The organism is Streptomyces sp. NBC_00190 (assembly GCF_036203305.1).
In the GTDB taxonomy this organism is placed as follows: Bacteria; Actinomycetota; Actinomycetes; order Streptomycetales; family Streptomycetaceae; genus Streptomyces.
Genome location: NZ_CP108131.1, coordinates 771,708 through 790,460 on the forward strand (window position 1 = coordinate 771,708; position 18,753 = coordinate 790,460).

At 71.7% G+C, this 18,753-nt stretch carries 14 protein-coding genes and 2 pseudogenes; 10 read left to right on the forward strand and 6 right to left on the reverse strand.

The annotated features are described in order from the left end of the window. Window positions 1-19: 19 nt before the first annotated feature. The 3 genes from dacB (at window position 20) to OG429_RS04045 (ending at window position 4,259) form a co-directional block, all read left to right on the forward strand. A complete protein-coding gene (dacB, locus tag OG429_RS04035) occupies window positions 20-1,657 on the forward strand; it encodes a D-alanyl-D-alanine carboxypeptidase/D-alanyl-D-alanine endopeptidase (RefSeq protein ID WP_328923883.1) in 1,638 nt (545 codons plus the stop codon). 229 nt (window positions 1,658-1,886) lie between these two features. Further along, window positions 1,887-2,981, forward strand: a complete 1,095-nt coding sequence (locus OG429_RS04040) for a sugar ABC transporter substrate-binding protein (RefSeq protein ID WP_328923884.1) — start codon at window positions 1,887-1,889, stop codon at window positions 2,979-2,981. A gap of 99 nt (window positions 2,982-3,080) precedes the next feature. Further along, window positions 3,081-4,259: a copper resistance D family protein gene (locus tag OG429_RS04045; protein ID WP_328923885.1), complete on the forward strand. Its 1,179-nt coding sequence runs from the start codon at window positions 3,081-3,083 to the stop codon at window positions 4,257-4,259. Here OG429_RS04045 and OG429_RS04050 read toward each other — a convergent pair. After that, window positions 4,254-5,312: an aldo/keto reductase gene (locus tag OG429_RS04050; protein ID WP_328923886.1), complete on the reverse strand. Its 1,059-nt coding sequence runs from the start codon at window positions 5,310-5,312 to the stop codon at window positions 4,254-4,256. The two genes, OG429_RS04045 and OG429_RS04050, sit on opposite strands and share 6 nt — an antisense overlap. A gap of 96 nt (window positions 5,313-5,408) precedes the next feature. On the opposite strand from OG429_RS04050, the gene OG429_RS04055 reads away from it, so the two are divergent. Further along, a complete protein-coding gene (locus tag OG429_RS04055; RefSeq protein WP_328923887.1) occupies window positions 5,409-6,017 on the forward strand; it encodes a TetR/AcrR family transcriptional regulator in 609 nt (202 codons plus the stop codon). A gap of 38 nt (window positions 6,018-6,055) precedes the next feature. Here OG429_RS04055 and OG429_RS04060 read toward each other — a convergent pair. After that, window positions 6,056-6,193 (reverse strand): annotated as a pseudogene (locus OG429_RS04060) (carboxymuconolactone decarboxylase family protein); the annotation flags it as partial. Between the two features lie 49 nt (window positions 6,194-6,242). Then, window positions 6,243-7,499 carry a serine hydrolase domain-containing protein gene (locus OG429_RS04065; RefSeq protein ID WP_328923888.1) on the reverse strand — a complete coding sequence of 419 codons (1,257 nt, stop codon included), beginning with the start codon at window positions 7,497-7,499 and terminating at the stop codon, window positions 6,243-6,245. A gap of 202 nt (window positions 7,500-7,701) precedes the next feature. Here OG429_RS04065 and OG429_RS04070 point away from each other — a divergent pair, with 202 nt between their 5' ends. The 4 genes from OG429_RS04070 (at window position 7,702) to OG429_RS04085 (ending at window position 13,721) form a co-directional block, all read left to right on the forward strand. Continuing rightward, window positions 7,702-8,001, forward strand: coding sequence for a trypco2 family protein (locus OG429_RS04070; RefSeq protein ID WP_328923889.1), 300 nt, complete (start codon window positions 7,702-7,704; stop codon window positions 7,999-8,001). Between the two features lie 28 nt (window positions 8,002-8,029). Beyond that, on the forward strand, window positions 8,030-10,741 hold the full coding sequence (locus tag OG429_RS04075; protein WP_328923890.1) for a tetratricopeptide repeat protein: 2,712 nt from the start codon (window positions 8,030-8,032) through the stop codon (window positions 10,739-10,741). A gap of 91 nt (window positions 10,742-10,832) precedes the next feature. After that, window positions 10,833-12,893 (forward strand): protein kinase domain-containing protein, encoded by a 2,061-nt coding sequence (locus tag OG429_RS04080; protein ID WP_328923891.1) that lies wholly within the window; start codon window positions 10,833-10,835, stop codon window positions 12,891-12,893. Between the two features lie 99 nt (window positions 12,894-12,992). Continuing rightward, complete coding sequence (locus OG429_RS04085) at window positions 12,993-13,721, forward strand: TetR-like C-terminal domain-containing protein (protein WP_328923892.1); 729 nt, start codon at window positions 12,993-12,995, stop codon at window positions 13,719-13,721. A gap of 42 nt (window positions 13,722-13,763) precedes the next feature. On the opposite strand, the gene OG429_RS04090 is transcribed toward OG429_RS04085, so the two are convergent. Further along, window positions 13,764-14,423: a hypothetical protein gene (locus tag OG429_RS04090; protein ID WP_328923893.1), complete on the reverse strand. Its 660-nt coding sequence runs from the start codon at window positions 14,421-14,423 to the stop codon at window positions 13,764-13,766. Between the two features lie 152 nt (window positions 14,424-14,575). On the opposite strand from OG429_RS04090, the gene OG429_RS04095 reads away from it, so the two are divergent. Further along, window positions 14,576-15,499, forward strand: a complete 924-nt coding sequence (locus OG429_RS04095) for a cobalamin-binding protein (protein ID WP_328923894.1) — start codon at window positions 14,576-14,578, stop codon at window positions 15,497-15,499. Here OG429_RS04095 and OG429_RS04100 read toward each other — a convergent pair. Both OG429_RS04100 and OG429_RS04105 read right to left on the reverse strand, forming a co-directional pair. After that, window positions 15,496-15,618, reverse strand: a pseudogene (locus OG429_RS04100) (MerR family DNA-binding transcriptional regulator); the annotation flags it as partial. The gene OG429_RS04095 and the pseudogene OG429_RS04100 sit on opposite strands and share 4 nt — an antisense overlap. Before the next feature lie 80 nt (window positions 15,619-15,698). Further along, a complete protein-coding gene (locus tag OG429_RS04105) occupies window positions 15,699-17,129 on the reverse strand; it encodes a short-chain fatty acyl-CoA regulator family protein (protein WP_328923895.1) in 1,431 nt (476 codons plus the stop codon). A gap of 305 nt (window positions 17,130-17,434) precedes the next feature. Between OG429_RS04105 and aceA the strand changes: the two genes are divergently transcribed. Beyond that, entirely contained in the window at window positions 17,435-18,724 is a 1,290-nt protein-coding gene (gene aceA, locus OG429_RS04110) for an isocitrate lyase (protein WP_328923896.1), read from the forward strand. Window positions 18,725-18,753: the final 29 nt, after the last annotated feature.

The following is an 18,753-nucleotide window of genomic DNA, read 5'->3' on the forward strand; positions in this document are numbered from 1 at the left end:
GCGACGAACGGAGCGCGCTGTGGAAGATCCGATCCGTTTCGCGGCGCTGCGGCGCCGAGTGGCCGCCGGCTGCGCCGCCCTGCTGCTGGTGGCGCTCGCCTCGGGTACGGGTGCCCGAGCGGCCCCGGCCCCGTCGCCCTCGCCCTCGCCGACTCCGTGGCCGACCGGTGTGGGAGACCCGGGCCGGCTCGACCCGCGCATCACGGAGATCATGCGGAAGCCGGAGTACCGCAATGCCCAGTGGGGACTGCTGCAGACCGAACCGGCCGACGGGCGGGTGCTGCACAGCCTGTTCCCCGGGCAGTTCTTCATCCCCGGTTCCACGGCGAAGCTGTTCCCCGTCTCCGGCACGTGGCAGACCCTCGGCGCCGACCACCGCTTCGTGACCCCCGTGTACGCGGTCGGGGAGCGTCACGGGGCGGTGCTGACCGGCAACCTCGACCTCGTCGCCCAGGGCGACCTCACCCTGGGCGGCCGGACGCGCCCCGACGGCACGGTCGCGTACACCGACCTCGACCACACCTACGCCAACGACTTCCCCGGGGCGACCCTCACCCCGGAGAACCCGCTCGCCGGGATCGACCTGCTCGCCCGGCAGGTCCGTGACTCCGGCATCACCCGCGTCGACGGCGACGTGATCGTCGACAGCCGGCTCTTCGCCCCCGACCCGGTCCTGGATCCCACCCCGACGCCCCTGATCATCAACGACAACCTCATCGACCTGCTGACCACACCCGGCGACCGGCCGGGCGCGGACGCCCGGTTGGACTGGCGCCCGAAGGTCGCGCCGTACGCGGTCACGTCCACGGTGAAGACCGTCGCGGCCGGGAAGCCGACGAACATCACGGTGACCGCCACCGAGGGCGGCACCCGGATCCGCCTGTCCGGCACGATCGCGGCGGACGCCGAGCCGCTGCTGCGCACCTCCCCCATCACGGACCCGGCAGCGTTCGGCCGGACCGCCCTGTTCGAGGCGCTCGGCCGGGCCGGGGTGCACGTCACCGGCGACGCGACGGGTCCCAACCCGGTCGCCCGGCTGCCGCGCGACTACGACGGCCGTCCGCGGGTGGCGGCGTACACCTCTCCCCCGTACGAGCAGTACGCCAAGCTGATCCTCAAGGTGAGTCACAACCTGGGCGCCAACCTGGCCATCTGCCTGATGGCCGTCACCACCGGCAGCAACCAGTGCGTCGACGGTTTCCCGGTGCTCGCCGGCTTCCTGGAGCGGGCGGGCGTCGACCGCGGACAGGTGCAGCTCATGGACGGCCGGGGCGGCAACCCCGCCGACCGGGCCACGCCCCGGGCGCTGGTACAGATGCTGGCGTACTGGCAGCACACCCCGGACGCGCGGCGCTTCCGGGAGGCCCTGCCCATCCTCGGCGTCGACGGTCTGCTGGCCGAGAACTGCCGGAGCTGCCCGGCGCGCGGGAAAGTGTTCGGGAAGACCGGCGCGGCTGTCGGAGGGGACTCGCTCAACGACCGGCTCGCCGTCGGTGCCATCACCATCGCCGGCTACCTCGACAAGGGCGGCGGCCGCTTCGACCCCTTTTACGCGGGCGTCAACGGCGCGTCCACACCGACCGCCAACCCCCTCGACGTGGTGGCCATCGCGGGCGACCTGGCCCTGATCGCCGCGTACCTCCAGGAGTCGTCCTGAGTCGGCGAGTTGATCGTCGGGGCGGTCCTTTTCAGTTCAGAAGTTGAAGTGGTGTCGTGGGGTCAATTATGCCGAAAGGACAGGTAAAACGCCGGATTGCGCGATTGCGGATAGTGATGGCAACGTTGCCATCTCGTTAATAGTTCACTTCTTGACGATGGTGTCCTCGCCGAGTTGACTGCGTCTACCTCGGCCGCAACGACACGGCCTCGTCAGGGAGGTTTACATCGTGAACACGCATCTGGGTCGTGCCGCCGTGGCTGTCGCCGCTTCCGCGATCACCGTCTCGCTCGCCGCCTGCGGCGCGGAGGACGCCGACGGGAGACCGGGGGCGGGCGAGGCGATCAAGGTCGGCCTCCTGCTTCCGGAGAACCAGACCGCGCGCTACGAGAAGTTCGACAAGCCGCTCATCGAGAAGGAGGTCGCCCGCCTCACGCGCGGCAAGGGCAAAGTCGTCTACGCCAACGCCAAGCAGGAGGCGGCCGCCCAGAACGCCCAGGTCGACATGATGATCGCCAACAAGGTGAACGTCCTCATCATCGACGCCGTGGACGCGAAGGCCATCGCCGGCGCGGTCAAGAAGGCCAAGGACGCGGGCATCCCGGTCGTCGCCTACGACCGTCTCGCCGAGGGCCCGATCGACGCCTACACCTCCTTCGACAACGAGGACGTCGGCAAAGTCCAGGGCAAGGCGCTTCTGGAGGCGCTGGGCGACAAGGCCAAGGACGGCCAGATCGTCATGATGAACGGCTCGGTCACCGACCCGAACGCCAAGCTCTTCAAGTCCGGTGCGCACTTCGTCCTCGACGGCAAGGTGAACGTCGGCAAGGAGTACGACACGGTCGACTGGAAGCCGGAGAACGCCAACACCAATATGTCGGCCGCGCTCTCCGCGCTCGGCAAGGGAAAGATCGTCGGCGTCTACTCCGCGAACGACGGCATGGCGGGCGGCATCATCAGCGCCCTCAAGGCGGCCGGCGTGTCCAACCTGCCGCCGGTCACCGGCCAGGACGCCGAACTCGCCGGTGTGCAGCGGATCGTCGCGGGCGACCAGTACATGACCGTCTACAAGCGGTACGCCCCCGAGGCCGCGGCCGCCGCGGAGATGGCCGTCACCCTCGCCCAGGGCGAGAAGATCGACGGGATCATCAACCAGATCGTCGACAGCCCGACGACCAAGGGCGTGCGATCGGTGCTCGTCCCGGGCGTCCCGCTGACCAGGGCCAACGTCAAGAGCACCGTGGTCGATGACGGCGTCTACACGGTCGCCGAGATCTGCACGGACCGGCTCAAGTCCGCGTGCGAAGAGATCGGCCTGAAGTAGCAGGGCCCCGGCCCGCCCGCGCGGGCCGCCCGAGATAACAGTTTGATCATGCACATGCGAGAGAGGGGAGCGTGGGGGCAGTTAGGTTAGCCTGCCCTTATGATTTCCATATCCCTGGCCGCCGAGGCCGGTTACGCCGTGCCCCCGCTGTGGCGCATCCTCACCAAGTCCGGCTACTTCATCGGCCTGTCCGGGGCCATCGGCGCCACCGTGACCTACGCGGCCTCCATCCGCCCCGCACTGCGCGCACCGGGGAACGACAGCGGTGACGTCGACGCCATGAGACGAAGAACTGCCGGGTACCTCGCCTGGGCGGGGGTGGTGCTGTTGGTCGCGGGCTACTTCCAGCTCGCCGGCCGCGTGGCCCGGGCCGGCAAGGGCATGCCGTTCGGTGACGCTCTCGCGCCGGGGCGGATCCTGGACTTCCTGACGGCGCCGGCGGCGAAGGGGGCCTGGATCGCACAGGGCACGATCTACGTGGTTCAGAACCTCGTACTGGTCCTCGCGTCCGCCGTCCTGATCTCGCTGTTCCTTCCCCGGGCGCGCCGGCACCTCAACGCCTTGGCGCTGACCGGCCTGCCCCTGACGCTCGCAGTCACGCTCGTCGCCGCGGTTCCGGCCACGAAGCCGAAGGACGGGGACAAGTGGCTGGACCTCGTGTCCGGCCAGACCCACATCGTCACCGGCGTGGTCTGGGTCGGCGGGCTGGTCCTGCTCGCCGCCCTCACCGGTGCCCGCAGCCGTCTGAGCGAGGGCGCCGGCGCCCTGTGGGCCGACATCTGGCGCCGCTTCGCCTTCGTCGCCCTCGTCTGCGTCGGCGCGGTGTTCACCTCCGGTCTGTGGATGAGCTGGAAGCACGTCGGCGCCGTCAGCCAGCTCTGGACGACGACCTACGGACTCTTCCTGCTCGTCAAGATCCTGCTGGTCCTCGGCATGGTCACGGCCGGCGGCATCAACCAGTTCTGGCTGATGCCCCGCATCGCCCGGGCCCGCCGCGACGACGCGACGTCCTCGCTGCTGCACCTGACGCTGGGGCACTTCCCGAAGGTGGTCTGGGCCGAGGTGGCCCTCGGGATCGCCGTCCTGGCCATCGTCCCCTTCCTCGGCGGCTCGGCCCGTTCCGAGGCGGGCAGCCCCCCGGCCGTGTCGAGCGGCAGCGTCTTCGCCATGGGCGCCGTCCTCGTCCTCGCCCTCGCGGCTTCGCTCTACATCACGGTCAGGACCTCCGACGCGCTCGCTCGGCGCACGGCCGGGGCAGCGACCGCCGCGGAGTCATGACGCCCGCCGGGGCGCGGCGGGGATCATCGGCGGGTTGAGGCGCGCGAAGCCTTCCTGCCGCTCGTACGGGAAGTACGGGTACGGCGCCGGCTTGTGACTCGCGGCGTCGAGCCGGGCCACGTGCTCCGCCGTCAGCGTCCAGCCGACCGCGCCGATGTTCTGGCGGAGTTGCTCCTCGTTGCGCGCACCGATGATGACGGAGGACACCGTGGGACGCCGCAGCAGCCAGTTGATGGCCACCTGCGGGATCGTCCTGCCGGTGTCCTTCGCCACCTCGTCGAGCGCGTCCACGACATCGAAGAGGTGCGCGTCCTCCACCGGCGGCCCGTAGTCGGCGGTCTGGTGGAGCCGGCTCTGCGGCGGCAGCGGCAGTCCCCGGCGCAGCTTCCCCGTCAGGCGCCCCCAGCCCAGGGGGCTCCAGACCATCGCGCCGACGCCCTGGTCGTGCCCGAGGGGCATCAACTCCCATTCGTAGTCGCGGCCGACGAGCGAGTAGTAGACCTGGTGCGCCACGTACCGGGGGTAGCCGCGCTCGTCGGCCGCGGCGAGGGACTTCATCAGCTGCCAGCCCGCGAAGTTGGACACGCCGACGTACCGGATCTTGCCGGCCCGCACCAGCTGGTCGAGCGCGGCCAGCACCTCCTCGACCGGGGTTCCGGCGTCGAAGGCGTGCATCTGGAAGAGGTCGATGTGGTCGGTGCCGAGCCGGCGCAGGGCGTCCTCCGTCGCCTTGATCAGGCGCGAGCGGGACGAGCCGGCGTCCCTGGGCCCGTCGCCCATCGGCAGGCCGGTCTTGGTCGACAGGAGGACCTGGTCCCGCCTGCCCCGGATCGCCTCCCCCAGTACCTCCTCGGACGCTCCCGCCGAGTACACGTCGGCGGTGTCGAACATCGTGATGCCCGCTTCCAGGCAGATGTCCACGAGCCGGCGCGCCTCCTGCGTGTCCGTGCTGCCCCAGGCGCCGAACAGCGGCCCCTGGCCGCCGAACGTGCCGGCCCCGAAGCTCAGGGCGGGAACCTTGAGACCGGACGCACCGAGCTGCCTGTATTCCATGACGGACTCCTCCAGCGATCGTTAACAGCACCACAGACCCTTTAAGGTGGGTACAACGTAACAGCGAGCGACAGCTAATGGAACCGGAGACCCGTTATGACGACCAGAGATCCCGATCCGGGGACCGTGCGTCCCGGGGGCCGTACGGCGCGGGTCCGGGCGGCGGTGCTGCAGGCGGCCGGGGACACCCTGGCGGAGGCGGGCTTCCACGGACTGGATCTCGCCGAGGTCGCCCGGCGCGCCGAAGTGGGAAAGACGACCGTCTACCGCCGCTGGGGAACCGTGGCCAGCCTCGTCGCCGACCTGCTGACGGACATGGCCGAGCAGTCGCTGCGGCACACCGAGACGGGCTCGCTGCTCGAAGACCTACGGGCCAACGCCGAACTCGTACGGCGCACGTTGACGGACTCCCGCCAGGGCGCCCTGTTCAGGGCGGTGATCGCCGCGGCCACGACCGACGAGAGGACGGCCGAGGCCCTGCACCGGTTCTACGAGGTACGCGTCGCGGAGTGGGCGCCCTGCGTCCGACAAGCCGTCGAACGGGGCGAGTTGCCGACGGGCACGGACGCGGAAGAAGTGATCCGGGCCGTCTCGGCCCCGCTGTACTACCGGTTCCTGATCACCGGCGCTCCCCTCGACGAAGCCGCGGCGGAGCAGGCGGTGCGAGCAGCCGTGGCGGCGGCGCGCGCGGGGGCCTTCACCTGAGAGGCGCCCCGGCTGCCGCCGCCGACTGCGTACGGCCGTTATCCGAACTGGCCGGGCGGGTAGTCCCCGGCGGGCTGCTGGACGATGACGCCACCGGCCGCGTCGGCCATGCGGGTGCCCTGCTCCGCCAGCTCCAGGGCGGCGCGCTCGGCATCGGTGAACGGCCATGCCGCCCTCACCGGTCAACTCCCCCCTCACGTAACACCCCTGGGGCCGAACATCCGGTCAGGAACCGGACGGCTTCGGCGGCGTCGCCTTTCCGGTCGTGGGCGGGACCGGGGCATCGGGCGTGGCGTTGGGCTGCGCCGCGGCCGGCACTGACCACGGGCGGTCCGGAGTGGCGATCTCGGTGACGGTCTCGCCGATGAGGGTGCTCAGGCTCCCGGTGTCCTTGTCGACGTCGGAGTTGACGATGACGACGAGGACCGCACCGTCCTGCGGGAGCCGGGCGGCGATCGTCTCGTAGCCGGGCAGCTCACCGTTGTGCCCGACCCAGCCGTTGATGTCGGCGATGCCCAGGCCGTAGCCGACACCGGGGTGGCCGGTCGGCAGGGCACGCATCCGCTGCGCCTGCGTGCCCGTCTTCAGCAGCCGACTGCCGTCGGGCAGCTTCCCACCGGTCAGGGCGGGGACCCAGGTGTGCAAGTCGTCCAGGGTGGATGTCATCGCGCCGGCGGCCCAGCCCCAGGAGGGGTTCCACAGGGAGGCGTCGACGACCTTCCCGCCGGGCGAGAAGGCCGTGTAGCCATGGGCGTACGGGCTCGGGATCTCGGCGCCCTTCGGCAATGCGGTGTCGTCGAGGCCGACCGGTTCGAGGACGTGCTCACGCAGGTAGGTGGAGAGGTTCTGGCCGCTGAGCTTCTCCACGAGCAGGCCGAGGAGCACGGTGTTGGTGTTGCTGTACTCCCAGCGGGTGCCGGGCGGGAACTCGGCAGGGTGCCGGAAGGCGATGTCCAGGAGTTGCTGCGGGGTCCAGGAGCGGGTCGGGTCGGCCTGGAGGTCGGCCAGCCAGTCGGTGTCCTCGGTGTAGTTGAAGAGCCCGCAGCGCATGTCCGCGAGCTGACGGATGGTGATCCGGTCGCCGCCGGGCACCCCGTCGAGGTACTTCGCGACGGGGTCGTCGAGGCGCAGCCTGCCCTCGTCGGCGAGCTGGAGCACCCCGGTGACGGTGAAGGTCTTGGTGACACTGCCGATCCGGGTGAAGAGGTCGGTCTTCATGGGGGTACCCGTGGCGGTGTCGGCGGTGCCGAAGGAGCGCTCGTAAGAGCCGCGGCCGTCGAACCACAGCCCTACGCTGACACCCGGGATGTCCGCCTTCTTCATGGCCGCCGTGATCGCGTCGTCCAACCGCTGTGCGGTGGCGGGATCGACGTCCACGCGCCCCAGCGGCGCGGCGGCGGGGGCCTGTCCCACACACAGCACGGTCAGCAGCAGGGAAGCGGCGGCAACCGCCGGGGCGGCCCGGGCCCGGAAGCCGCGCATGAGCATCACCTCTGAAACACCGGGTCCCCGAGGCTGTTCCTCCCATCCTAGGAACCCCCGCCCCACCCGGCGACCGGGACGGCCCCGACGGCTGCCGAGGGGCCCGCGGCGGCCGTGACCGTACGAGTGGCTTTCGCTTCCGGAGTGGGAAGACTTGCCCCGCGCCTGCACGAAGGCAGGGCCATCCGGAGGGGGAACAGCGGTGAAGCTGGGGCTCGCGGAAACCATAGCGGCGTTGCGTACCGAGCTGGACGAGGCCGTCGCGGCGGCCGACGGCGCCGGCATCCGGTTCGAAGTCGGCCATATCGAGCTGGAGTTCCACGTCGGAGTGACCCGTCAGGGCGGAGGCAAGGCAGGGGTGCGCTTCTGGGTGGTGGAGATGGAGGCCGAAGGCTCGTACGCCAGGGAACAGGTACAGCGGATCACGCTCACGCTCCAGCCTCCCGTGAACAGCCGGGGAGAGACCGTCAAGGTGTACGAGGAGAGTCACCAGAAGCCCTGAACCGTGCCGACAGACGGGACGACGAACGGTGAACCTGACGGATCACGCAGTGGAGGTACTGCGCCGACGCCCGGCCGGGTCCGGTGCATCCGCGTGGACCGTGGGCTCGGGCCACGCGGTCGGCGCCTCGTACGTACTCACGGCGGCGCACAACGTGACGACCGGCCCCGCCCCGGACGAGGAGGTACTGGTCCGCCGGCTCGACCACCGCGAGTACAGGGCGACCGTGGTGGCCGCCGGGCCGCCGGGCGGCCCCGACATCGCCGTGCTCGACGTCGCGGACGAGGACTTCCCCCGGCCCCCGTTCAAGGTGGCGTTCGCCCGGATCGACCGGAGCGGGATCACCCCCGTACCGGACTGCTGGGCGATGGGCTTTCCGGGATTCAACACGCACCCGGCGCACGCCCCGGACCTGCCCCGGCTGAGGGACAGCGTCGAGGTGTACGGCAGCGTCCTGCCCGGCTTCCACATCCGGCGCGGACTGCTGCACCTGGAGACCGGGGCCGCCCCGCCCGCCCCGCCCGCCGGGTCGGCGCGCAGATCGCAGTGGCAGGGCATGTCGGGAGCCGTGGTGTTCGTACAGGATCCCGTACACGGCCCGCTCGCCGTGGGGGTGATCTCCGGGCACCACGGCCCGGAGGGCCCTTCGTCCCTGACCGTCGTGCCGGTGACCGAACTCGCTGCCCTCGACGGCAGCCGCGGCAGCCAGTGGTGGCGGCAGCTCGGCCTCGGGGCCTGGGTCACCGTCCGCCCGCGTTCCCCGTCCGTCCCTTCGCGTCCGGCCGTGGCCACCGGCGGGCGGCTGGCCCTGGGGCGGCCCAGCGCTCACTTCACCGACCGCGAGCAGGAGGCCGCCGAGGCCACGGCCCTGCTCACCCGGGATCTCGGCGAGTCGGTCCCGGTCGTCGTCCTGTACGGCATGGGCGGTGTCGGCAAGACCACGCTCGCCCGGCAGCTCGGCCACCGGCTGGGGTCCGTCTTCCCGTACGCGCGCGTCCTCGTCGACCTCGGCGGCGCCTCCGAAGCGGCCGTCTCCACCGACGCGGCCGTCGTCCAGCTCCTCGGCCACCTCGGTGTGAAGCCCGACCTGATGCCCCGCGAACCGGACGAACGGCGCCGCGAGCTCAGGCGCATCCTGCGCCAGGGCCCCAGCCTCGTCGTCATCGACAACGCGGTGAGCGCCCGGCAGGTCGAACCGCTGCTCCCCGACGCGCCGGGCAGCGCGGCCGTCGTGACGAGCCGTTCGGCGCTGACGGCGCTCGAAGGGGCCGACCTGCTGCCCCTCGACCCGCTGCCCGATGACGAAGGACTGCGCCTGTTCGAACGGATGGTGGGCAGCCGGGCGGGCTTCGACCGGGAGGCGTGCCGTTCCATCGTCACGCTGGTGGGCGGGCTGCCGCTGGCGATCCGGGTCACCGCGGCGGCGGCCGCCTCGCCGACGCTGCGCCGTCGTCCCCTGTCGGTCCTCGCCGACAGACTCGCCGGCAACACGACGTCATTGCTCGGCCTACGGAGCGGAGACACCGGATTGCGCAGCAGCTTCGACCTCAGCTACCAGCTCCTGCGGGAGGACACCCAGGGCTTCTTCCGCTGTCTGGGCCTCCTGCCCGGTGTCGACTTCAGCGCCGAGGCCGCCGCCGGGGCCACCGAGCTGTCCGCACAGCGGGCGGAGGCACTGCTCGCCGAACTCGCCGACCAGCAGCTGGTGGAGATCCGGGGCGAGGCCGTCGCCCGGTACCAGCTCCACGACATGCTGCGGCTCTACGCTCGCGAACGGGCGGAGAACGAGGACCCCGAACCGCACCGGCGGGCCACCCTGCGCCGTGCCGTCCAGTGGTACGAGCGCTCACTGGCCGCGTGGATGTCCCTGCCCGGCGCGCACGAACGGCCGCCCGAGGACGCGCTCGCCTGGTACGCGCAGGAGCACACCAACGTGCAGGCGGGCCTGCGCGCCGCCCACGAGAGCGGCGAATGGGACCTGGTCACCGCGCTGGCCACGTCGTTGTACGGGCTGCTCGCGTACCGCGGGAGGTGGGAGGACCTCGAAGCCGCCAAGGCGTGGGCGGTGGAGGCGGCACGGGAACAGCACGACGGCCCCGCCGAACTGGGCTCGCTCATCCATCTGGCCGAGGCCCGGCGCCTGCTCGGCCGCACCGACGGCATCGTCGCCCTGTACGAGCGGGCCCTGGAGATCACCACCGAGCGCGGGGACGACGGCCGCCGCGGCTGGGTGCTCACGCACTACGGCGACTTCGCATGCCAGTCGGGCCACCCGGAGGAAGGCATGCTCCGGTACGCGGAGGCAGGCCGTATCTACGACGCGCAGGGCGACACCGGGGCGCGGATCTGGCTTGCCGCCCACATCTCGGACGCGCAGTTGCAGAGCGGGCGCCCGGACGAAGCCGTGAGCACCCAGGAGGAGGCACTGCGGCTGAGCCGGGGCCGGGGCAATCCCGGCGAGGAGGCCTGGTGCGCGTGGCATCTCGCTCTCGCGTACGACGCGGCGGGCCGCTACCCGGAGGCTGTGGGCACGCTCGGCTCCGCGATCGCCTTCCACCGGGCCGCACGGGACCGCGGCGCCCTCGCCACCATGCTCACCGCCCTCGGCCGCGTCCAGGAACACAGCGGCCGGCCCGACCTCGCCCGCGAGGCGCTCCGGGAGGCACTCGCACTCGTCCGCAGCCTGGACGCCCCGAGCCGCGAGGAGGAGATCCGCGCCGAGCTCGCCCGCCTGTCGTGATCCGGTGGCGAAAAACGGCCGAGCTTGACTGATGGTCGGCGCTGCAGGTAGGTAGGGGCTGTCATCACGCACGGTGTGAAACGGGGGACCCATGAAGCCGCTCGAAACGGGCGATCCCACCTCGGTCGGCGAGGGCCGCTACCGACTGGTGGGACGGCTCGGCCAGGGGGGCATGGGTGTCGTCTACCTGGGCCGGTCCCAGTCCGGCCGTGCGGTGGCCGTCAAGGTCGTACGTCCCGAGCTGAGCACCGAGCCGGGGTTCAAGCGCAGGTTCGCCGTCGAGGTCGCGGCCGCGCGGCGGGTCGGCGGCTTCCACACCGCACCGGTCGTGGACGCGGATCCGGACGGGGAGCCGGCCTGGCTGGTAACCGCCTTCGTCCCCGGCCCCACCCTGCAAGCGGTCCTCGCGCGCGTCGGGTCACTGCCCCTGGACACCCTCACCGTACTGGCGGCCGGCCTGGCCGAGGCCCTGGAGGCGATCCACCGGGCCGGGGTCATCCATCGCGACCTCAAGCCCGCGAACATCATCATCGCGGAGGACGGGCCGCGCGTCATCGACTTCGGCATCGCGCGCGCCCTGGACGGAACGGCTCTGACACAGACCGGCCTGCAGATCGGCACGCCGGGATTCCTGGCACCCGAGCAACTCACCAGTGGCGCCGTCACCCCCGCGGTCGACATGTTCGCTCTGGGAGTGGTGCTCACCCAGGCAGCGGGTGGCTCGCCGTTCGGCGACGGCCCGTCGGCGGCCCGGCACTACAAGGTCGTCCATGAGGAACCGGACCTGACCGCCGTCCCCGGTGAGCTCCGCGAAGCCGTCGCCGCCTGCCTGTCCAAGGACCCGCAGGCACGTCCCACTCCGTCGGCCTTCCTGGGCAGCCTGACGATCCGCCACGCGGCCGGTGACTGCTGGCTGCCGGACGCGGCAACACAGCTGCTGCCCCGGCAGGAGCCGGATGCGCAGCCCGCCGCGCCTGGTGCGCCGCTGGACACCCGGGGACCGGAACACCCCGCGCCGGTACCAGGCGCCCACCAGGTCACGGGTGCGGAGCCCGGTACGCAGCAGCCGAGGACCGTGACCTCGGCGGTGGGCACGGGGCCCGCAGCGCCGCCCACCCCCACGCCCCGGCCCGGAGCCGGAGCCGCGGGCGGGCTGCCGACCGCTGACGTGCAGCCCCGGCGCCGCCGCGCGGTCGTCGCGGCAGCCCTCGTGACCTCCCTCGCGGCTGTCGGACTGCTCGTGTGGCATCCCTGGACCGGCTCCCCCGACGACAACGCCAAGCCCGGCGCGCTCACGCCGACCGGATCCGCCTCCACCCCCGCCCCTTTCCCCACCGACCCGCTGCTGATCCGGCAGGACACCGCCCCGGGCTGGCCGGGGACGTGTCACGGGGTGATCGCCCGCCGGGACGCCGCGGCCGCCACGCCGGTGCAGCTCGTCGCCGGGGGCGCGTGCGACACCCTGCCCCAGTGGTCCCCCGACCGCAGGTCCTTCGCGTTCACCCGCTCCACGTCCGAGGGCACGGCGGTCTGGACCGCCAACGCCGACGGCTCGAACGCGCGGCAGGTCGCCCCCATCGCCGGCGGCAGGGTGTCCTGGTCGCCGGACGGCAGCCGGCTCGCCGTACTCCGCAAGAAGGACGGTGTACAGCAACTGTTCGTGGTCACCGTCGCCGACGGCTCCGCCACCCAGCTCACCACGGGCACGGGCCAGGTCGAGGATCCCGCGTGGTCGCCGGACGGCAAGCGCATCGCCGTCTGTCTGCAGACGGCGCCCGAGAACTGGCAGATCCACGTGGTAGACCCCGCGGCCCCCGACCGCGCACCCCAGCAGGTGACCCGGCTGCCCCATCCGGCGCTCGACCCCGTGTGGTCCCCGGACGGCAAGACCTTCGCGTACACCGCGGGGACGTACGGCGCGGGCGATCAGGGCGACATCCGTCTCGTGGACACCGACGGCACGCACGATCGTGACCTGGTGGCCACCACCGCCCACGAGATGGACCCCACCTGGTCCGTCGACGGCACCTGGGTGGCATTCGTCCGCGGCCCGTACGAGAAGCCCGTGGTCTGGGCCGTGCGTACCGACGGGACGGGCGAGCGTGCGCTCACCACCGGCGCCTCCTCCGAAGGCCACCCCGGCTGGCGCTGAGATTCCCCGACGGTCGGGGGTGGCCGGACCGCCGTCCACGGTAAGGGAGTTCGGGAGGCCGCACCCACGGCTGTCGTTGCCGCCGGGTACGGTTCCGGCATGGACGTTTCAGCAACAGGTTCGACCGCCGACGATGTGACGCCGTCGACGGTGATCAAGGACACCGCGCGGCAGCAGCTGGTGAAGCTGGGTGCCGCAGGGCTGTCCCTGGATGCCGTGGCGCGCGACAGCGGTCTTGCCGTCGCCGATGTGGAAGCCGTCTTCCCGCACCGGGACGACCTGCTGACCGCACTGGTCATCGACGCCTACAACGCGTCCGGCGCCGCGATGGAGCAGGCCGACGGAGCCGCCACGCAGACCCGTGCGTCTGCCGGTGCACGGCTCCTGTCGGTCACGCGCGCCCTGCGGCAGTGGTCCTTCGACAACCCCGCCGAGTTCACGCTGATCTACGGCTCGCCGGTGCCGGGCTACCACGCCCCGCAGGACACGGTTCCGCCCGCCTCACGCACCCCCGCGGTACTCGCCGGCATCGTGCGGTCGGCGCTGGAGGGCGGTGAACTCACTCCGCCCCGGCGGACGGTGCCCGGTCCGCCGCTGCTCCTGCCGGCGGCCACGGAGCTCTTCGGCGGCGTGCCGGAAGCCCCGTTCTCGGACGTCCTCGAACGCGGCATCGTCCTGTGGAGCAATCTGGTCGGACTCCTGGTGTTCCAGGTCTTCAGCCGTACCCACGACAGTGTCAGGGACGAGGCCGCGTTCTTCGACTACGCCATCGCCGTGGCGGCCGAGAGCATCGGCCTCGTCGTCCCCCTGGGCGAGAACACCGACTGAACGGTCCGTCGTACCGCCCCGCCTCGTCTCATCTCATCTCATCTATACGACGAACTCTTCGTCCCCGTAGCGGACTCGGGCGGTGTTCCAGTCGACGCCGAGGGCGGCGGTGAATTTCCGGGCGAGCCCGAGGTCTTCGAGCGGGGCGATGAGGATGAGCTCCCCGTCGAGGGCGACCGAACCGCCGCCGAGCCGCTCGCGGGCCTCGGGGTCGGCGGTCAGCGCGTCGTGCAGGCGGGTCGCGCTGACGCCGTCGGCCCGGATCTCGACCGCGTCGGTGTCCGTGGCGGTGCGCGGCAGGCACCGGAAGGTGAGGACCGACTCCTGGTGGTACTGCTTGGCGATGACGCCGGCGATGTGGTGCAGCCCGTCGCGGCCGGCCTTGTTGACGTCGAACTCGCGCGAGCGCTCGTACGTAATCTGCTTCAGGTCATCGGACCAGAAGACGCCGTCGAGCAGGGTCGAGGCGCCGGGCCTCGCGCCGTTGGCGTGGATGATCTTCCGTACCTCGTGGTCGAAGCGCGTCAGGCGGGTCTGGAGCCGAGGGTCGGCGGGGTCCGTGATGATCGCGGTGTTGTCGGTGGCGAAGATCTGCGCTGCGGGGCAGTCGGGGTGTGCCGGGCCGGCCTGGGCGGCGCCTTCCGCACCCACCGATCCCAGCGCGAGGACTCCGACCGCGACCAGGACGCGCAGCTGCTTCATCCCTCAACTCCCTTTCCATTTCTCAGGCATCGCATCGACGTGCCGCGCCGCAGGTGGCCGCGGCCGGATCATCCTAGGGCGGCTGGACGACGGTGATGTGCGGAAATGACACGAATGGCGGACAAGGAACCGGACTGTCCTAGAGTCGGCGCATGCGCATCGTCTCTCTGCTGCCCGCGGCCACCGACATCGTGGTCGACCTCGGTCTGGCCGGTGACCTGGTCGGCCGTACCCACGAGTGCGACTGGCCGGCCGAGGTGATCGGCTCGGTCCCGGTCGTCACGGGCGCGGAGTTCGCCGCCGACACGCTCACCAGCCGGGAGATCTCCGACGCGGTCGGGGGCGCCGCCCACTCCGGCTCCTCGCTCTACACCCTGGACGCCGAGGCGCTGGCGGACCTCGCCCCGGACGTCATCCTCACGCAGGACCTGTGCGACGTCTGCGCCGTGTCGTACCAGGGCGTGTCCGAGGCCGTACGCGTTCGCGGCGGCCCCGGGCCACGGGTGCTGAGCCTGGAACCGCGCACGCTGGACGACGTACTGGACTGCCTGGTCACCGTGGGCGAACTGCTCGGCGTGCGGGACCGGGCCGAGCGGCGGCGAGCCGAACTGCGGGAACGCCTGGCGCACGTGGCGCGCCTGACGAAGGACCTGCCCCGTCCCCGGGTGGCCGCCATCGAATGGCTCGATCCCCTGTGGCCGGCCGGGCACTGGGTGCCCGAGCAGATCGTCGCCGCGGGCGGGGAGACCCTGCTCGCCTCGCCCGGCGAGCACACCAGGCCGGTCACCTGGGAGGCGCTGCGCGCGGCCCGCCCCGATGTCGCGCTCGTCCTTCCGTGCGGGTTCTCCCCCGAACGCACCCTGCTCGAGATGGATCTCCTGACCTCGCTCCCCGGCTGGGCGGACCTGCCGGCCGCACGCGCGGGTCAGGTGTGGGTGCTGGACGGGCCCGCGTACTTCAACCGGCCGGGTCCTCGGGTGATCCGGGGCGCGGAGGTGCTGGCGCACGTCCTGCACGGGGTCAGGGCCGGGGAGCCGGTGACGGAGCGGGAGGCCAGGCGGTCGGGCACGCCGTAGTAGCGGTGGCCGTTGCTGCCGATGTACGCGGGAGCCAGCAGGCCGACCTCGCCGTAGTGACGCAAGGTCCGGGACGTCGCCCCGGACATCCGGGCCACGTCCGCGATCGACCAGGCCATGGCCGCACCTTTCATCGCCGGGCCGGTGTGTCCGGCCACACGGGAGACCGTAGGAGTTGACGCAACGGAAAGCGCAAGCCTCACCGGCCCCGGGACCGGTAAGCGCTGTCGCGGGCTTCGTCGACGATCCGGTACGGGACGAAGGCGCTGGAGTTCTCGTCCACGGCCAGGGGCCGGCCGAGCGGAGGCACCGCTCGCTGGGGGCAGTCGAGCCGTTCGCACAGGCGGCATCCCATGCCGATCGGGGTGGCGGCGGCGGTGTTGTCGAGGTCGAGTCCGTCGGAGTAGACGAGGCGGGCCGCGTGCCGGATCTCGCAGCCCAGCCCGATGGCGAAGGTCTTGCCGGGTTCGCCCCAGCCGCCGCGGTGGCGGGTGACGGCGCGGGCCGTCCACAGGTACCGCCCGCCGTCGGGCATGGCGGCGATCTGGACGTGGATGCGGCCGGGCGCGGCGAAGGCCTCGTACACGTTCCACAGCGGGCAGGTGCCGCCCGCGCGGGAGAAGTGGAAGCCGGTGGCCGACTGCCGCTTGGACATGTTGCCTGCCCGGTCCACCCGGACGAAGGAGAACGGGACGCCGCGCAGCCGGGGCCGCTGGAGCGTGCTCAGGCGGTGGCAGACGGTCTCGTAGCCGAGGCCGAAGTGATCCGTGAGGCGTTCGATGTCGTACCGGTACTCCTCGGCGGCCGCGTGGAAGGCGGTGTACGGGAGGATCAGCCCGGCGGCGAAGTAGTTGGCGATCCCGATCCGCGCCAGGGCGTGCTCGGTGGAGCCGACCGGGAAGTCCTCGGCGGCCAGCCGGTCCAGCTCGTCGCCGTACTCCAGCAAGGCCAGTTGGGTGGCCATGCGGAATGCCTGCTGGCCGGGACGCAGCCGGGCCGAGAGACGCAGGACGCGGGCAGCGGGGTCGTAGTGGTGGAGCAGGTCGGTGGTAGAGGTGACCCGCACCTGATGGCGCTCCGTGAGCCGCCGGGCGAGTGCCCGCAGGACGTCGCCCGGGCGGATGCCGATCTCGCGGGCGAGGCTCTCGGCGGCGAGGTCCGTGTCGTGCAGGTAGTTCTGGCGGCGGTAGAAGAACTCCCGGATCTCCTCGTGCGGGGAGCGGGGCGCGCCCGCGGCGGCGTCCCTGCTCTCCGCGGCGTCCGAGAGCCGCTCGGCGAGCACCTGGCCGCGTCGGCCGAGGTCCAGGAGGACCTGCGCCACGGCGGGCATCCGCGAGGCGAGTTCCGCGAGGTCCGAAGGGGACACACGGGCCTCGGCGACCTCACCCGCGAGGGCTTCGCGCAGGTCCGCCACCAGGCGGCTGGTGTCGCGTTCCGAGAAGAAGCCGGGGTCGACTCCGAAGGCCTCGGTCAGGCGGAGCAGCACCGGCACGGTCAGCGGCCTCGAGTCGTGCTCCATCTGGTTGAGGTAGCTGGGTGAGATGCCGAGGACCCGGGCCAGTTCCGCCTGGCTCATCCGCCGCTCCTCGCGCAGCCGCCTCAGCCGTGTTCCCGCGTACGTCTTGCTCACCGCGCCCCCTCACCCACTCGGCCACTCGGCCACTCGCCCCCCGCCCGTCCGAACAGTCGTCAGCGTACGCGAGGATCCGGCGCTCCGGCCTTTGCAAGATTCGCAAAACCCCTTCGGAAGATTCGCATAACTTGGCAGCCGTCCACGGTTGTTGGCACTGAGTGCCGCTGGGAGAGTCGTACCACGGCTCGCCGGAACAGGCGGTCGAAGCGAAGCACGGGGCCCGGCCCCAGCGGCCGCAACCCATATCTCGGCACGAGGTGCCATCTCTTGGCATCTTTCACACTCATGGAGACCGTGACCTCATGGCTCAGGCAGAGACGACAACGGCAGCAGCAGCGGACCTCGCGCGGCGGTGGGCGACCGAACCCCGCTGGGCGGGCATCGAGCGCACGTACACCCCCGAGGACGTGGTCCGGCTCTCCGGCAGCGTCCGCGAGGAGCACACCCTCGCCCGCCGCGGTGCCGAACGGCTCTGGCGGCAGCTGCACGAGCAGGACTACGTCCACGCCCTCGGCGCGCTCACCGGCGGTCAGGCCGTCCAGCAAGTCAGGGCCGGGCTCCAGGCCATCTACCTGTCCGGCTGGCAGGTCGCCGCCGATGCCAACCAGGCCGGGCACACCTACCCCGACCAGAGCCTCTACCCGGTCAACTCGGTTCCCCAGGTGGTGCGCAGGATCAACAACGCCCTGCTGCGCGCCGACCAGATCGCCACCGCCGAGGGCGGCACGGACCGCACCGACTGGCTGGCTCCGATCGTCGCGGACGCCGAGGCCGGCTTCGGCGGCCCGCTCAACGCCTTCGAGCTGACCAAGGCGATGATCGCGGCAGGTGCGGCAGGCATCCACTACGAGGACCAGCTCGCCTCCGAGAAGAAATGCGGCCACCTCGGCGGCAAGGTCCTGGTGCCGACCTCCCAGCACATCCGCACCCTCAACGCCGCCCGCCTCGCCGCCGACATCGCCGACACCCCGACGCTGATCATCGCCCGCACCGACGCCCTCGCCGCCACCCTGCTGACCAGCGATGTCGACGAGCGCGACGCCGAGTTCTGCACCGGGGAGCGCACCGCCGAGGGTTTCTACCACGTCCGCAACGGCATGGCCCCGGTCATCGCCCGCGGGCTCGCGTACGCCCCGTACGCCGACCTGATCTGGGTCGAGACCGGTACGCCGGACCTCGCCCAGGCCCGCGAGTTCGCCGAGGCGATCCACGCCCGGCACCCGGACCAGATGCTCGCCTACAACTGCTCGCCGTCCTTCAACTGGAAGGCGGCCCTGGACGACGACCAGATCGCCAAGTTCCAGCGGGAGCTGGGCGCCATGGGCTACCGGTTCCAGTTCATCACCCTGGCCGGCTTCCACTCCCTCAACCACGGCATGTTCGACCTCGCCCGCGGCTACGCCGAGCACGGCATGACCGCCTACGTCGACCTGCAGGAGCGTGAATTCGCCGCGCAGGCCCAGGGGTTCACCGCCGTCAAGCACCAGCGCGAGGTCGGCACGGGCTACTTCGACCTCGTCTCCACCGCGGTCAACCCCGCCTCCTCCACCACCGCGCTCGCGGGCTCCACCGAGGAGGAGCAGTTCCACTAAGAGGCCTCGGGGAAGTGGGGTGCGTTTCC

What these genes read in the sequence shown, in the direction of transcription:
- OG429_RS04065 (WP_328923888.1), bottom strand. Translation starts at nt 7,499, where the DNA reads ATGCGCGGCTTCCGGGCCCGGGCCGCCCCGGCGGTTGCCGCCGCTTCC.
- OG429_RS04050 (WP_328923886.1), bottom strand. Translation starts at nt 5,312, where the DNA reads ATGGAATACAGGCAGCTCGGTGCGTCCGGTCTCAAGGTTCCCGCCCTG.
- OG429_RS04090 (WP_328923893.1), bottom strand. Translation starts at nt 14,423, where the DNA reads ATGAAGCAGCTGCGCGTCCTGGTCGCGGTCGGAGTCCTCGCGCTGGGA.
- OG429_RS04080 (WP_328923891.1), top strand. Translation starts at nt 10,833, where the DNA reads ATGAAGCCGCTCGAAACGGGCGATCCCACCTCGGTCGGCGAGGGCCGC.
- OG429_RS04045 (WP_328923885.1), top strand. Translation starts at nt 3,081, where the DNA reads ATGATTTCCATATCCCTGGCCGCCGAGGCCGGTTACGCCGTGCCCCCG.
- aceA (WP_328923896.1), top strand. Translation starts at nt 17,435, where the DNA reads ATGGCTCAGGCAGAGACGACAACGGCAGCAGCAGCGGACCTCGCGCGG.
- OG429_RS04085 (WP_328923892.1), top strand. Translation starts at nt 12,993, where the DNA reads ATGGACGTTTCAGCAACAGGTTCGACCGCCGACGATGTGACGCCGTCG.
- OG429_RS04055 (WP_328923887.1), top strand. Translation starts at nt 5,409, where the DNA reads ATGACGACCAGAGATCCCGATCCGGGGACCGTGCGTCCCGGGGGCCGT.
- OG429_RS04095 (WP_328923894.1), top strand. Translation starts at nt 14,576, where the DNA reads ATGCGCATCGTCTCTCTGCTGCCCGCGGCCACCGACATCGTGGTCGAC.